Raw genomic sequence first — 15,601 nt, 5'->3', positions numbered from 1 at the left:
TATCAACTAGGTTTATAATCTATCACTACCGTGTTTGCAATTTTGTCATGAAAAGCTTGTTTATGTTCATCATCTACTGCACATACTAAAACTAGGATTAGTATAGCTAAAAGTAAAATAGGATTATAAAGCGATATACAGTAAATTATGAAAAAAGCGATGGTTCTTTTTATTGCTTGTATTAGAGTGATCTGCTCAAGTGTATCTTTGTCTCTTACACGCATGCTAAATAACAAGTGCCCTAGAGTGCCGCCAAATTTTACTAGCATGAATATATGAAATATACATGGTATCATTAAAAATAAAGAAAATACAATCGTGGTGATTACAATTATTGCACCCATGATCCCTTGTATTGCGTGTGTAAGTGAGAAACCTACCGCCATTAAAGCAAATGGTATTGCGATAAATAAAATACAATCAACTATAAATGCTAGAATACGCCTTGTCATTGTTGAGTAGTTTACGTTTTTATCCATACACTGCCTATAAAGAAAAATATCAACTAGGTTTATAATCTATCACTACCGTGTTTGCAACTTTGTCATAAAAAGTCTGCTTGCGTTGATCAAATATTGCAAACATTAGAACTAAAGTTAGTATAATAAAAAGGCATCCAGAAACATAGCTAGGCAGAAGATAAGACAGAAAATTATAAATAACCCAAATGCCTTCCCTAAAAATGTATCTTATTGTTGCTTGCATTAGAGTAACGTTTTTAAATGTATTTGCATCTTTTATACGTACGCCGCACAGTAGTCTTCCTGGAGTGCAACCGTACTTCGTTATTGTTAATATATTAAATACTATATATGTTATAAGCAGTGTTGCCATAAGGATTATCCTATGGGTAGATATATCATCTACATCGTAATTTAGAAAAAGGAGTGAAACAAGTGCTATTATCATCCATAAAACACCGTCGATCGCACATGCTGAAACTCGCCTCAGAATCCCTGCATAACTTACTTTAGTATCCATACTCTGCCCATGTTCTACTGTGACATAACTAGTATAAAAATATGTTATTAAATAACCGTAAATATACTAATTTGGGTAATATTAGCTACTTGTGTCACTCTATTATTTGAATTAACATTAAATCATTTACAGTTAGGGAAGTTATGTCAACACCAATCACAGTTGCGTATGGCGACGGTATCGGACCAGAGATTATGGAGGCGGTGCTGTCGATATTGCGCGGAGCGGAAGCGAAGATCTCAATAGATATTATTGAAATAGGGGAACGTGTTTATAGTAAGGAATGGTCTCACGGAATTTCTCCAAGTGGTTGGGAGTCTATTGAAAGGACAAAGATATTACTTAAGTCTCCGACAACAACTCCGCAAGGTAAAGGCCACAAAAGCTTAAACGTTGCACTCAGAAAAAATCTAGGGTTGTATGCAAATATCAGACCATGCATTTCATATCATCCTGTGATAGAAAATAAATTCGGTAAGTTTGATATCGTAGTGATACGCGAAAATGAAGAGGACGTTTACACCGGAATAGAGCATAGGCTCACTGGTGACTCTTACCAATGCACTAAAATTATTACTAGGTCTGGCTCAGAGAAGATATGCAGGTACGCTTTTGAATACGCGAAAAAACACAACAGAAAAAAAGTAACTTGCCTGACTAAAGATAACATAATGAAAATGACTGACGGCACTTTCCATGCAGCGTTTGATCGCATTGCAAAGGAATACCAGGACATAAAGGCAGAACATTATATAGTTGATATTGGAATGGCACGTGTTGCAACAGAACCCGAGAATTTCGATGTTATAGTAACCGAGAACTTATATGGCGACATATTATCAGACATTGTGGCACAAACCTCTGGATCTGTGGGGCTTGCTGGAAGTAGCAACATCGGAAATGAATACGCAATGTTTGAAGCAGTGCACGGTTCTGCCCCTGATATTGCAGGAAAAAACATAGCTAATCCTTCTGGTCTTTTAAATGCTGCAGTGCATATGCTAATTTACATAGGTCAAGTGGGTACTGCAAAATTAATCTACGATGCATGGCTCAAGACTTTGGAGGGTGGAATACACACTGCCGATTTGTATAAGGAGAAAAGAAGTAAACAGAAAGTTGGTACAAAAGAATTTGCAGAAGCTGTTATAGATAATTTAGGAAAGAAACCTGCTGAGCTTACAATTGGCAGTGGTTCGGATAGTAAAATAAATTTGGATAGTAAAATAAATAAAGTACAAGACAATTACGAACAAGATTACAAAGTTAAAAAGCTAGTGGGTAGTGATATAACTCTCGCTTGGGACAAATCCAGTAATGTTGATCAAATAGTAGGATTATTTGAATCAAGTAATCCGCAGATTATAGCAATATATTCGAAAGGCCTTGCGATTTGGCCAGGAAGTTCAAAGTCTTCAAGTGACCAAATAACCTGTAGGTTTATCGCGAATAGCGAAAAAAAACCTATCACAAATAGTGACGTAAACGACCTACTAATCAAACTCGAAGAAAATACCTTTGACGTAGTAAGAATGGATAAGTTGTATTTGTATGATGGGAAAGAGGGGTTTTTCTCTTAATGATCGTTTGACATTCTTATGATTGCATAAAACATTTAAATAGATTATACTAGAGATATAATTTATTTATGTGAGATGTAGTAATGGGTCAACATTTCAAGTTAACTGGTCAGGAGTTTTGTGATAATGCTGACCTGTTCAACGTATTGGAAGTAGAAGCTAAGCAAGTTGTAGACAAGAATTATGAAGAGCTTAGCGCAATTTTGAAGAAACAGCATAAGCAGTTAATTCTTGTAAATCATCCTGACAAGGGTGGAGATAAAAATAGATTTGATCAAATTTATAAAGCTTATCAAGAACTAAAAAAATATATTGAACCTTTGGAATCAGGAAATCCTTGTGTTAAAGTCAGTATTGGCGCTGAAAGTGATGGGCGTTTAACAGCAAGAGAGTTTCACTATAGGAAAAATTTGTTTAATAAGCTAAAAGTAAGTGAGGAAGAGGCTGTAGGTAAAGATTTTGATGGATTGATTTCTATACTAAAAAGAAATGACTATTCGTTTGAAAAAGACCTAGAAAAACGCATTGAACTTGAAGATAAAATAGAGAGGATTTTGCAAAATCCAAATTTAGATGATTTTGAGAAGAATGTAAAGAGTGCAGGATTAATGGAAGAGCTATATCAATATATAGCAAAGCCAAGCATACAATTATTCAATTATGTTACTCCTCTAGGAAAAAAGAGAAGCCTAATTGAAGAAGATAAAAAGACATTAGCATTGAAATTTATAGAGCGTAAAAATGCCTTACTATTTATTCGGACTCTTAGTGTTCTACCCTTAGGCCTGTTAACTACAATTACTATAGGTTGCTATTTTTCATGGTGGATCATAGCACTTAATATCATTATTAGTAACGCCTCTCGTTTATTAATAGGTCATTATATGAAAAAATATGCCAACTCAGAAATTTCTACTGATGAATTCATGAGTAAAATAAACTATATCGCACTAGGTAGTAAGCTTCTTATCAACTATCCTTTAGCTGCTTTTTCTGTTTATCTACTTACAACAAATTTCATTGCTAATAGATTAACTGTTGGTGGAACCATACTTGGTTCACTATTGTTATTGGCAGTATTAATTGAAATGTTAGCTCCTGTTTTCTCAAAAGGCTGTGAAATATATGCTGAAAAGCACACAAAAGATTTACTAGAAGAGGATCCAAGAGATAGGGTACAAAAGGAAACTGACCTGTTAGGATGGTATGATCCACGAAAACTGTTAATGCCAATTGTTATGCCTCTTGTTAAAAAGTGTTTTGCGGAAGTGGCAAGCGAATTTGCTGAGAGGAATTTTGATGAGGTAAAAACTGATATGTCTGATGTTAATGCTAAAGGACTATCTAAGCCTAAAGGAATTGAATTTGCACAGCAACCAGTGTAGTATAAGCTTTTAGCTCTATGCATGGACTCAAAAAAAGTAGAATTGATATTTGAAAAGTTTCAACAATCAAATCCTGCACCAAAAATAGAGCTGAATTATACCAATGATTTTACGTTATTAGTTGCGATAGTTCTATCAGCGCGAACAACTGATATAAGCGTTAATAAAATTACAAAGGAGCTATTTAGTATCACTGATACGCCAGAAAAAATGCTGAGTTTTGGGCAGAGTGAGCTAAGAAAATGCATAAGCAGTATTGGTTTATATAATTCCAAAGCAAAAAACATAATCGGGCTCAGCAAAATATTGATTGAGAGGTACAATAGCAAAGTGCCTACTGATTTCGATGATTTGGTGTCTTTGCCGGGAGTGGGAAGAAAGAGCGCTAATGTGTTCTTAAATTCGGGGCTTGGCATTCCAACATTGGCAGTTGATACTCACGTTTTTAGAGTGAGCAATAGAATCGGGCTTGTGAAAGAAAAAGATGTGTTTAAAACAGAACAATCTCTTTTAAATGTGGTTCCCAAAAAATACCTGCTTTATGCTCATCATTGGCTAGTTTTGCATGGTAGATATGTTTGCAAAGCACAGAAACCTTCGTGTGAAACGTGCATAATTCATGATTTATGTGAATTTGAGTGCAAAAGGTATAAAGTCTAGTATTTCTTTTTTTGTCATCCAAGTAGCTATAGAAACGAAAAAACTTACTTGACACATTTTGCTGGAATGATACAAGTTATTATTCAAACAACAGTTATGCAAGAGATCTGATTACATCTAAGCTAACAATGGACCACTAGATATATTACTAATCACGTTGACCTGATTTAATATTTTATTAGTGGGATTGAAATAATTGTATCCGTTCAGCGGAGTGGCAGAATAAGGTAGACAAGGTGATCTAAAAAGATAATCATAGAGCAAAAGTGAAATAATATGGTAAACCTTTTAGAACTTTGCAAAAATTTACAGCAAAAAATAGAAAGGTTAGAAGCAAAAATAGAAAGATTGGAAAAAGAGAATGAAAGTTTAAAAGCAGAAAATAAGGCTTTAAAGATAGAAAATGCTGAGTTAAGAGAAAGACTCGGTTTAAGCTCAAAAAATTCATCAATACCAAGTTCCAAAGAGTTGTATAAAATAAAAAAGAATAAGCCGAAAAGCGAAAGGAATATTGGCGGTCAGGTTGGTCATAAAGGAAGTTTTCGCGCCAACATGGATGCAGATAAAGTAGTAAAGATAGAGTTGCCTAATACTTGCGAATGCGGAGGAGAAATTGCAATATGTGAAAAACCATATATTCATCAGAAAGTTGATCTTCCAGAAATCAAGCCTTATGTAGTGGAATATCAGTTAGAACATGGCCGTTGTCGGAGATGCGGAAAGAGAAGAAGTAGCAAGTTACCGGAAGGTGTTACGCCAGATACATTTGGTCCAAGGGTTAAGTCAATAATTGCAGCGTTCAGCGGATTCTACAAAAATTCAAAACGCGAAATAGCGAGTGTCGTAAATGATATCTTCAATTTGAACATAAGCGTCGGTAGCATATCAAATAGTGAACATAGAGTTGCTTCAAAATGCAAAAAAATGTATGAGCAGATCGAACAAGAGATAAGTAGGAGTAAAGTTCTACATATTGATGAAACGAGCCATTATAACAAAGGTAAACTCGCTTGGTGTTGGATGTTTGCAAGCAATACGGCAAGTTTTGTAAAATTTACAGAGTCAAGAGGAATGAAAGTTTTACAAAATAGTAAATTCTGCAATCGCAATAGCTTGGTAATAACTGACAGGTATGCAGCATACAATTATTTTGCCGATAAAAACAGGCAAATCTGTTGGGCACATTTATCAAGAGATTTTGAAAGATTAGCACATAGTTGGAATATTGAAGTTAAAGTTCTGGGTTGTTACTTGAGAAACGTGGCCACTGAATTATTTGCACTAAAAAAAGCTTTACTAAAAAGTGAGATAGATGTTTTGAGGTTTGTCAGACGTGCCAGAAAATTAAGAAAACGTACAAAGTATTACTTGAAGGAGATATCTCGTTTACCTGAAGCAATTGGAGCCTCTCGAGTTGCAAAAAATGTTCTGAGATCTGAAAGAATGATGTGGAAATTTTTAGATGACCCAGAAAATATTCCGCTGACAAATAACCACGCTGAACGGCAAATTCGGCATTATGTCGTTTATCGCAAAAACTCATATTTTACACAATCAAAGCGGGGAAATACATTCCTTGAGCGGATAATTTCATTATACTTAACTTGGAAACAAAGGGGTCTCAATCCTTTCCAAAATCTCCTATCTATTGTTTCTTAAACCACTCTCCTGAACGGATACAAATAATTTTCTATAAATTCCTTATATATAGCTGTTAACTTGTGTATATCGTTTACTAATACGCATTCGTTTATCTGATGTGCGGTTTTGTTGATTATACCAAATTCAATCACTGGACAAACATCTTTGATAAACGCAGCGTCAGATGTGCCACCACTTGTGCTCAGCGCAGCATCAATACTGGTAACTTTATTTATCGCATCAAGCATAATATCAGTATTTCTATCGGGAGTAGAGAGGAAAACGTCCCTGCTGCTATGCACAGAAAGTTTATAATCGTTAGTTACACTGGAGCATATTTCATCAATCAGCTTATATAAGCCACCCGGTGTTTGTTCATTGTTATATCGAATGTTAAAACGTGTAGTTGCTAAACCAGGTATTAGATTGCTAGTATTATTTCCAACATCGATAGTAGTAACTTCGCAATGTGAAGGCTGAAAATATTTATTACCATGATCAAAAGTAGTATTTTTTACCTTACTCAATATCGATATTACCTTATATATTGGATTATCTGCTAGGTCTGGATAGGCAACGTGCCCTTGTTTTCCATGGCAAATTAATTCAAATGTTACAGAACCTCTTCTGCCTATTTTTATGGTATCACCTAATTTCTCACTACTGGTTGGTTCAGCAACCACACAGAAATCCACCTTTTTTTGCTTACTTTTCATCCATTCCAAAACTGCCTTTGTTCCATATTCTTCCGTGCTTTCTTCAGCACTGGTAATCAATGCACTTATCGAACCATTAAATTGAAACTTCTCTGCAATCAAATTTACCATAGCAGCAATAAACGCAGCTACTCCGCTTTTCATATCAGCCGCCCCTCTTCCATATAATATACCATCCCTCACTTCTGGATTAAATGGACCAAATGCCCAATCTTTTAACTGACCCGGTGGTACAACATCAACATGCCCAGCAAAGCACAAATTTGGTACTCCATTTATATATTTCGCATAAAGATTTTTAACTTTATCACCAAACTCTAAAATTTCACAATCAAAGCCACTCTTCTTGAAGATTGTTGCTATATACTCTATTGCCCCGCCGTCCCTTGGTGTTATACTCTCAAAAGAGATCAATTTCTTAGTTAGCTCTACAGGGTCAATTTTCATGTCAATCTTAAAATACTTATATTGCTATATTGTAAACACTCTATGCACTATTTAAAACAAATATTACATCAAGCCGAACAAACTTTTCTAAGGGAAGTAATAACAGATTACCACCTTGCTGATGATATCTATGAAATATGCACACGACACGGAAATGACATCTTTCTAGTTGCAGATGAAAATACAGCAAAACTTTTAAACAAAAACGTATTTAATAAAATTTCTCATTTAATTATTCCAGCCCCACCTGTCATTCCAGTGTCACGCGCTGGAATGACACCGGGTGGAGAAATGACACCAAGCAGAGCTGCCTCTCTTGAAACCGTAAATCTAGTGAGAAACAAAGTAAAAGACAGTGACTTAATAGTTGCATTTGGTAGCGGCACCGTTAACGATATCTGCAAATATGCAAGCTACCTCGAGAAAAAAGATTATATATCGTTCCCAACAGCCGCTTCCATGAATGGATATACATCCGCAAATGCTTCAATATTAGTAAATGGATATAAAAAATCGTTCAAAGCACATCTTCCAAGAGCAGTATATATAGATATAGACATACTTGTCAATGCACCACTGCGTCTCACATTAAGCGGATTTGCAGATTTCATTTGTCGTTCAACAGTTCAGGCTGACTGGCTACTATCTCATTTGTTGCTTGGCACAGAATACAATGAATTACCTTTTACACTTGTTCGCGATTTGGAGCAAATTTTGCTAAGAGAGTATACGGCGCTTACTAAAAGAAGTAGAAAAGTGGTCCTATTACTTATGGAAGTTCTACTAATTTCAGGACTTGGAATGGTAATATCAAAAGGCAGCTATTCTGCAAGCCAAGGAGAGCATATGATAGCTCACGCAATGGAAATGGTAACAAGAGATCATTCCTTACTACATGGCGAAAAAATTGCTGTTACGACGATTACCATGGCTAATTTGCAGGAAAAGATATTATCAATACAAAACCCGATTATCAAACCGACCACTTTAGATGTAGAACATATAACTCAGTGCTTTGATAATATCGAATTTGTAAGAACTTTTGAACAGAAGCAAATTATGCAGCAAAAAATCCAAGAGATTATTTGTAAAGAATGGCATAATATTTCCAGTTTAATTAAGCAAAATTTACTACCTGCAAAACACCTGCAAAAAATATTTGAAGATCTATCAATTCCACACTTACCAGAGCACCTCAGTTGGAATAAAGAACAATATTGTAAAGTGGTCGATCTTGCGTTTACAACAAGAGATAGATTCACCTTTCTTGACTTAGCTAACTGCATAGAAGAAAGTTAAGTTTTGTAGTGAAATTCTGTCATTTAAAGAGATCATAGGCCAAAAGCTAAACCCTTTTCACAATCTCTTATCCATTGTCTCCTCACCTGAGTGGATATACAACTCATTCCAAGTAACTGACACTGGGTTTCACCAGTAGCACTGCTTTGCTAAACATAGTTTAGTTCGAGTGGCTGAGGAGGGACTTGAACCCCCGACCAAGAGATTATGATCCTCCTGCTCTACCAACTGAGCTACTCAGCCTAATTAAAAACCTTATTATACACACGATCTATATGTTTCGTATAATACTTCAAATCAAACAAAGATTCAAGTTTTTCCGAGTTAATAACCTTAAGTAAGGGTTTATCTTGTTTCAATTCGGCCAGAAAATCACTGTTGTTTTGTTTCACTTTCATTGCATTGCTCTGAACAATTTTATACGCCTCTTCCCTCGCCAAACCACTATTTACTAACTCAAGCAATACACGCTGTGAGAAAACTAAACCTTTTGAAGAATTTAAGTTCTTTTCAATGTTTTCCTTATTGATCACCAATTTATCTATCAAATCTGTTAATCGCACTAAAGCAAAATCCATTGTTATACAAGCATCAGGAGCAATGCATCTTTCCACAGACGAGTGTGATATATCACGTTCGTGCCACAATGCAACATTTTCTAACGCAGGAAAAACATAACTGCGTATTAAACGTGAGAGTCCAGTCAGATTTTCACTTAAAATAGGATTACATTTGTGTGGCATAGCAGAGCTTCCCTTCTGCCCCGTGGAAAAATGCTCAGAAATTTCGCCGATTTCAGTTCTTTGCAAATGACGAATTTCAACAGCAACATTTTCTATTGAGCTTGCAATCACTCCCAAAACTGAAAAGAACATAGCATGTCTATCACGAGGAATGACTTGAGACGATATGATTTCAGGTATGAGTCCTATTTCTTTCGCTACATATTCTTCAACAAACGGATCAACATTTGCAAAATTGCCTACTGCACCTGATATTTTACAAATTGAGATCTCTTTTTGCGCGCTAATTAATCTCTGATAATTGCGTTTAAATTCAGCATAAAATCTGGCAAATTTTATTCCAAGAGTTGTTGGTTCTGCATGCATTCCGTGACTGCGTCCAACACAAACAATATCTTTATAGTCCTCAGCTTTTTTTTTCAATGCTGCAAGTAAATTTTTTAGATTCTCGAGCAAAATATCACAGGACTCTTTCAGTTGCACCGCAAGGCATGTATCCAAAACATCAGAACTTGTCATTCCATAATGAAGATAACGAACATCAACTCCCGCTTTTTTAGCAATATATGTCAGAAAAGCTATAACATCATGTTTTACAATGGATTCAATTTCGTTGATACATTCAACATCAAATTCAATAGCACCAGAGAGGTTCTCAGCAATATTATTCGGAATCACTCCTAACTTTGCTTGAGCTTCACACGCTAATTTTTCTATTTTAAGCCATATATTAAATTTATTATTTTCCTCCCAAATGGAAGACATTTCTTTTCTGCTATAGCGGGGAATCATTTTTGATTTATTCCAATAATGGTGTCATTCCAGTGCGTGACACTGGAATCCAGGTATAAAAGTATTTGCAAATTATTCAATGGACAACGGATTCTAGAAGCATAAAATAATGTCCATGATGAAATAAACTGGATCCCAGTGTCACGCACTGGGATGACATGAGGGAAGCGCTGGGATGACACCAGCTTAGCCATGGCAGACATTTCTTTACGACTATAACAAGGGATCATCTTTGATCAGCTATCATCACCATCAGCAGCTTCTTTATTCGCATCTTGCTCTGCCTCTTGTTGCTCAGATTTCTGATTTTGCAATTTTACTTGCCTTAGCTCATTTGCATCTGTTTCGGATTTCACGACGTATATAGTAATTGGTACTACTACTTCACTATGTAATTCTACGTTTACTTGGTATTCACCCAAGTTTTTGATGCTTATTCCACCAAAAGATAAACTACGGTGATCTATCACATGTCCTTCTTGTAGTAAAATTTTCGCAATTTCACGTGTTGTTACAGAACCAAAAATTTTACCATCCTCTGAAGCTTGCTTTATTAATACCACAAACTTATCATGTAGTGACAACGCAAGCTCTTTTGCTACATTTAATCTTTTTATATTCTCTTCTTCCAGTAATAAACGTTGCTCCTCTAGCTTTGTTAAATTTTCCTTGGTAGCTTTCACCGCTTTTCTTTGTGGAAAAAGAAAATTACGTGCATAACCTGGTTTAACTTTGACAACTTCACCAAGCTTACCTAAAGTCCTTATATTTTCCTTTAAAATTATCAACATAAATTACCTAAACTTTTTTAGTACAGTAAGGAATAAGAGCTAAAAAACGTGCCCTTATGATCGCTAAGCGTAACTTCCTTTGTTTTTTTGCACATACGCCTGTTAATCTTCTAGGTAATATCCTACCATAGTCAGAGGTAAACTTGGATAATAAATCTATATTCTTATAATCTATGTCTTCATCTTTAGACGCAGCAAGAGGGCAAACTTTAGAACGCCTAAAGCCAGTCCTATTATTTACAGATACGTAAGAATTATTAAAACTATTTCGTCTTTTCATCATTATGCGCTTTGTTCCTCAATTTGTTTATTCATCATATAAGATTTACCTTCAAAAATTTTATCAACCTGCACAGGAAAGTGGCGAATAACGTTCTCATTAAGTTTCATTCTACGCACAAATTCATCCAGAATGCTTGCAGTAGAACTTATGCACATTATACAATAATGACCGCTCTTCATTTTATTTGTGTGATATGCAAAATCCAAAAGACCCCAATGTTCATACTTGATTAATCCTGATGCTTCAATGTTTTTCAAAAGCATTTCCAATGCTTTGCTCGATTGAGTTGGACCGTTTATTCTAAAATCTTTCAAAATATCTTGAAAAATCTTTATTAGATGTTCTGAAATATTTCTCTTCAAAGCATTTACTGCGTTATGGATAAACGCACTTTTAGTACTGCCTCCTAGAAATTTTGTAAAATCTTGCGTTATTCCTAAATCTTTTAGGTCATCTTTCAACTCTTTATCGATTTTTGACTTCACTTCTTTCAAATTTGAAAGATCTTCTTCTAATTCAACCCATAAAATTTTTGTAAGATCTTCCAAGAAATCAGAGTAAGCAACTAGACTTTCTTTAATGTTCTCAGCACGCACTTCTAACTCTTGTTTTGTAAGCTTGTCATTTCCTTTTTTCAGAATATCCCTGATTTGCTGGAACATAACATCTGTTTTAATGTTTTTCAACAAGACAGCTAGCTCTTGGACCATCTCCTCTACTTCTTGCTGTAATAATCCTTGTTGTGCTATAAAAGTAAATTCATAAAGATTCACTATATCTTCCTTTAATACCGATTAAATATTTCATTATATAAAGCTTTTTTATATAAGCAAGTTATTTGTATTAATTTCTACGCCTTTAATCCAGCTTAAGTTAGATATTTCATAAATAACTTGAGGAGCAATTGAGTATGCACCTGGTAATAAGATGCTCACTTTGTGTTTTTCGAGAAGAAGTTTTAGCATTATTTTGGTTCTGCCTTCATCTTTCAATATTGCGTTTAATTCCATAGCGGCTTTTTGCGAATCCGTGCACTCAGTGGTGAGAACTAATTCTTTTATTGTAGAAGTGACTCTTTTTGTAAACTCAGATATATCCTTGCCTGCTAATCTTGTCGTATTTTCCGAAGCTTCAAGATCAATTATCACAAATGTTCCTGGTGAAAATAAATCTCTTTTTTCTTCTATTATTTCATTATTATAGAATGCTATTTCAGAAACGTTATGGGGATCAGAAAGTGTGAGGATAACAAACCTTCCACGCTCTGAAGTTCTCATACGTGCATTTAATATTACCCCAGCAGTTTTTGCTGTTCTATTTTCTCCGATAAACCCAATATTTAACTTTTCCAGAAGAGTTCTAAATTTTTCAAGCGGATGATTAGTTAAATAAAATCCTAGTGAAAATAACTCATGTTCTAATTTTTCCTCTTCATCAAAATCTTCCACATTCTCAAGTTTCGGTTTGAGGACATCAAGACTACCAAACAAAGCAGCTTGACTTGATTCTCTATCCTGTTTGTTTTTATTTGCAAAGTAAATCAGCGTGTCCATTGACTCATATAGCTGCTTTCTGTTCTTATGCACGCTATCGAATGCTCCGGATTTAATCAGGCTTTCTAGCGCTCTCTTATTTATTATATGACCTGAATTTTGAATGAATTCCCATATGTCCTTACAAGCGCTTGAACGTACGTTCACTATTCCTTCCGCTATAGAAAAACCAACATTCCTCAAGGCAGCAATACCATAACGTATGCGTTCATCCTCTATTGAGAATTCAGCTTGAGACTTGTTTATATCAGGTGAAAGAACGGTAACGCCACTAAACTTTGCTGCATGATAAAATAAATTCAGTTTATCTCTATCATCAATATTCAGATTCATTAGTGCTGTAAAAAATTCTAATGGATAATTAGCTTTAAGGTAAGCCGTTTGATAAGATATAACCGCATATGCTGCAGCATGAGATTTATTGAACCCATAACCAGCAAATTTTGCAACAAGGTCAAAAATATAACTTGCCCTGTCATAATCAACGCCATTCTTCGTTGCCCCTTGGATGAAAAGTTCACGTTGTTTATCCATCTCTTCCTTGATTTTCTTACCCATGGCACGTCTCAGCAGATCTGCTTCCGCTAAGCTATACCCGGAAAGAATACGGGCTATTTCCATCACTTGTTCTTGGTAAATTATTACCCCAAATGTCTCTTTTAATACTTCCTCAAGTAACGGATGAATATAATCTGGCTTTTCAAGTCCGTGTTTTCTTGCAACATAAGTTGGAATGTTATCCATAGGTCCTGGACGATAAAGGGAAATTAAAGCGATAATATCTTCAATGCAGTCCGGTTTTAGTTTAATTAAAGCTTCTCTCATTCCCGAACTTTCAAGCTGAAACACTCCAATTGAATCACCGCTTGAGAGCATCTCATAGGTTTTTTGGTCATCTAAAGGAACTGAAGAAATATCGATCTTTTGTCTATCACGATTAATTAAACGACATACATGATCTATTAGCGTTAGCGTACCAAGCCCAAGAAAATCAAATTTTATTAGCCCAGCTTTCTCCACATATTTCATGCTGTATTGAGTGATTGGCAGAGCCGAATTTGGATCATAGTACACAGGAACAAAATTTTCCAACTTTTGATCACATATTACAATTCCAGCAGCATGGGTTGAAACGTGACGATATATTCCTTCAAGCTTAAGAGATATATCAAGAAGCTTTGCAATTACCTCATCACTATCCCGTTCTTTCTGCAGGTTTTGATCAAACTCTATCGCTTGTGATAAAGTTACAGGATTTACTGGATTAAATGGAACCATTTTAGATATTTTATCCACTTGAGAGTAAGGCATTTGTAATACCCTCCCAACATCACGCAATACTGCCCTTGCCTGCAATTTTCCAAAAGTGATTATTTGAGCAACATAACCGTACTTTTTCTGAACATAATCAATAACCAGGTCTCTTTTTTCCTGGCAAAAATCAATATCAAAGTCAGGCATCGATATACGATCAGGATTCAAAAATCTTTCAAATATTAGGCCAAACTTTATTGGATCAAGGTCTGTAATCTGTAAGCCCCAAGCAACAATTGATCCAGCACCAGAGCCTCTTCCTGGACCAACTGGAATGCCATTTGCTTTGCTCCAACGAATGAAATCAGAAACTATCAAAAAGTAGCCAGCGTAGTTCATCGAAGTTATCACACTCAGTTCGTAATTCAGCCGATCGTAGTATTGTTTAAGGTCTATGTCTGTCTCATTCGCAATACGGAATTCTAATCCTGCAACTGCCTGCTCCCTCAGTTCTTCATTCTCAGTTTTATTTTCTCGACAAGGAAATTTAGGCAAAATAGGCTGCCTGCTTCTTGGCATGTAAGAGCACCGCTTAGCTATCACTAAAGTGTTATGAATTGCTTCGGGAATGTCACTGAACAGCTCCTCCATTTCTGCCACAGATTTGAAGTAATGCTCGGTAGTTAACTTCTTTCTGTTATTCTCCAGGGCATAACTCCCCTCCGATATACACGTTAATATATCATAAGCCTCATAGTCAGACCTATTTGGAAAAAATACATCGTTCGTTGCAACTAGTGGTATATTGCGCTGATAAGCAAAATCTATTAAAGTTTCTTCAAGCTCTAGCTCCTTGCTCAGCCCATGACGCTGCAATTCAACATATAAATGACCATTGAATGCTGAAAGCAGTTTTTCAACCGTTTCTTTATCTTGCCCCAACAATAGTTGAGCCAAACATCCACCGGTTAAAGCGATCAGACCCGTACTTAAATTCAATAGCTCATCAAAATCAACGTAAGGAATATCGCTGTTATTCTTGCGCTTTCTAAAAGACTCACTCACCAAAGTGACTAAATTAGTGTACCCTTGCTCATTTTTTGCAAGCAATAATATAGGTAAATTTTGTTCTGAATGTTTAACTATAATATTGCATCCTATTATTAGCTGTATTCCCCTACTTGCCGCATATTCTGCAAACTCAAGTGAACCAAATAAATTACCTGAATCAGTAATTGCAACCGCTGGCATTTTATTTCGCAAACAAAGGCCGATCAGCTCCTCAATTTTAACCGAGCTTTCAAGCAGCGAATAAACACTATGAACACGTAAGTGTATGAACATAAGAAACTTTAGATCAACAAAAAAGGATAACATTAATTTACTCATGAGAACATAATTTTCATGAGAACAAAAGCCTATAAGATTTCTCAAATCTAAGGTTAAAATACAAAAAACTTCCTTGACAAACTCCGC

At 35.5% G+C, this 15,601-nt stretch carries 14 protein-coding genes and 1 tRNA gene; 5 read left to right on the top strand and 10 right to left on the bottom strand.

Annotated features, from left to right (window positions below; translation table 11 throughout):
• Positions 1-2 precede the first annotated feature (2 nt).
• A complete protein-coding gene (locus tag EA652_RS03195) occupies positions 3-479 on the bottom strand; it encodes an RDD family protein (RefSeq protein WP_006280487.1) in 477 nt (158 codons plus the stop codon).
• 22 nt (positions 480-501) lie between these two features.
• Positions 502-981 carry an RDD family protein gene (locus EA652_RS03190; protein ID WP_006280486.1) on the bottom strand — a complete coding sequence of 160 codons (480 nt, stop codon included), beginning with the start codon at positions 979-981 and terminating at the stop codon, positions 502-504.
• A gap of 143 nt (positions 982-1,124) precedes the next feature.
• On the opposite strand from EA652_RS03190, the gene icd reads away from it, so the two are divergent.
• From icd to EA652_RS03170, 4 genes are all read left to right on the top strand, one after another.
• Positions 1,125-2,561, top strand: a complete 1,437-nt coding sequence (icd, locus tag EA652_RS03185; protein WP_012673218.1) for an isocitrate dehydrogenase — start codon at positions 1,125-1,127, stop codon at positions 2,559-2,561.
• 83 nt (positions 2,562-2,644) lie between these two features.
• A complete protein-coding gene (locus tag EA652_RS03180; RefSeq protein ID WP_006280276.1) occupies positions 2,645-3,946 on the top strand; it encodes a hypothetical protein in 1,302 nt (433 codons plus the stop codon).
• A 21-nt stretch (positions 3,947-3,967) separates the two neighbouring features.
• Positions 3,968-4,606, top strand: a complete 639-nt coding sequence (gene nth / locus EA652_RS03175; RefSeq protein ID WP_006280275.1) for an endonuclease III — start codon at positions 3,968-3,970, stop codon at positions 4,604-4,606.
• Between the two features lie 276 nt (positions 4,607-4,882).
• Positions 4,883-6,265 carry an IS66-like element ISWen3 family transposase gene (locus EA652_RS03170; RefSeq protein ID WP_007548562.1) on the top strand — a complete coding sequence of 461 codons (1,383 nt, stop codon included), beginning with the start codon at positions 4,883-4,885 and terminating at the stop codon, positions 6,263-6,265.
• On the opposite strand, the gene dapE is transcribed toward EA652_RS03170, so the two are convergent.
• Positions 6,262-7,410 (bottom strand): succinyl-diaminopimelate desuccinylase, encoded by a 1,149-nt coding sequence (dapE, locus tag EA652_RS03165; RefSeq protein ID WP_007548894.1) that lies wholly within the window; start codon positions 7,408-7,410, stop codon positions 6,262-6,264. The genes EA652_RS03170 and dapE overlap by 4 nt on opposite strands.
• A 42-nt stretch (positions 7,411-7,452) precedes the next feature.
• Here dapE and EA652_RS03160 point away from each other — a divergent pair, with 42 nt between their 5' ends.
• Positions 7,453-8,709 (top strand): iron-containing alcohol dehydrogenase, encoded by a 1,257-nt coding sequence (locus EA652_RS03160; protein ID WP_012673217.1) that lies wholly within the window; start codon positions 7,453-7,455, stop codon positions 8,707-8,709.
• 170 nt (positions 8,710-8,879) lie between these two features.
• Here EA652_RS03160 and EA652_RS03155 read toward each other — a convergent pair.
• The 7 genes from EA652_RS03155 to dnaE all read right to left on the bottom strand — a co-directional run bounded on the left by EA652_RS03155 (position 8,880) and on the right by dnaE (position 15,469).
• Positions 8,880-8,952: transfer RNA gene (locus tag EA652_RS03155), tRNA-Met, on the bottom strand.
• Positions 8,952-10,244, bottom strand: a complete 1,293-nt coding sequence (purB, locus tag EA652_RS03150) for an adenylosuccinate lyase (protein ID WP_012673216.1) — start codon at positions 10,242-10,244, stop codon at positions 8,952-8,954. The genes EA652_RS03155 and purB overlap by 1 nt, the downstream gene beginning before the upstream one ends.
• Entirely contained in the window at positions 10,241-10,474 is a 234-nt protein-coding gene (locus EA652_RS03145) for a hypothetical protein (RefSeq protein ID WP_094189587.1), read from the bottom strand. The genes purB and EA652_RS03145 overlap by 4 nt, the downstream gene beginning before the upstream one ends.
• A 6-nt stretch (positions 10,475-10,480) precedes the next feature.
• The gene (rplI, locus tag EA652_RS03140; RefSeq protein ID WP_007548891.1) at positions 10,481-11,035 is read right to left on the bottom strand and encodes a 50S ribosomal protein L9; all 555 of its coding nucleotides are present in this window, start codon (positions 11,033-11,035) and stop codon (positions 10,481-10,483) included.
• 7 nt (positions 11,036-11,042) lie between these two features.
• Complete coding sequence (gene rpsR, locus EA652_RS03135) at positions 11,043-11,318, bottom strand: 30S ribosomal protein S18 (RefSeq protein ID WP_007548890.1); 276 nt, start codon at positions 11,316-11,318, stop codon at positions 11,043-11,045.
• Entirely contained in the window at positions 11,318-12,091 is a 774-nt protein-coding gene (rpsF, locus tag EA652_RS03130; protein ID WP_012673215.1) for a 30S ribosomal protein S6, read from the bottom strand. The genes rpsR and rpsF overlap by 1 nt, the downstream gene beginning before the upstream one ends.
• A 48-nt stretch (positions 12,092-12,139) precedes the next feature.
• Complete coding sequence (dnaE, locus tag EA652_RS03125; protein WP_041582646.1) at positions 12,140-15,469, bottom strand: DNA polymerase III subunit alpha; 3,330 nt, start codon at positions 15,467-15,469, stop codon at positions 12,140-12,142.
• Positions 15,470-15,601 lie beyond the last annotated feature (132 nt).

The sequence above is a fragment of the Wolbachia endosymbiont of Drosophila ananassae genome (assembly GCF_008033215.1).
Lineage (GTDB): Bacteria > Pseudomonadota > Alphaproteobacteria > Rickettsiales > Anaplasmataceae > Wolbachia > Wolbachia pipientis.
This window is presented reverse-complemented; position numbering and strand designations above follow the sequence as displayed.